The sequence below is a fragment of the Curtobacterium sp. MCBA15_001 genome (assembly GCF_001864835.1).
In the GTDB taxonomy this organism is placed as follows: Bacteria; Actinomycetota; Actinomycetes; order Actinomycetales; family Microbacteriaceae; genus Curtobacterium.
Map to the genome: position 1 here is coordinate 5137 of NZ_MJGI01000006.1, position 398 is coordinate 5534.

Below are 398 nucleotides of genomic sequence, written 5' to 3' on the forward strand. Positions count from 1 at the left end.
CGTGTCCGTGTCCGTGTCCGCGTCCGCGTCCGCTCGGGCACCCGCGCCCGCCCGCGCCTGCTCCGCGTCCCCTCGCGTCCCCGCCCCCCCCCGAGTCCCGCCCGCCGGAGACGCGAGCGGGCGAAACACCAGAGTGGCTCCCGCGATCACGGGTCGTTTCCGCCCGTTCGCGCACCCGCAAACCCGCGCACGTGCACCCGCACGGCCGCCCCCTGACGAAGCCCCGACGCGACGCTGCCCGAACGCGACCCAGACGCGACGAAGCCCAGACGCGACGAAGCCCCGACGCCGTAGGGCATCGGGGCTTCGTGGGGACGTCTCGGGCGGATCAGGCTCCACCGCCGGACGTCAGCACCTCACAGGTCAGGCAGCCTGCTTGACGAACTGCACGTCGAGGT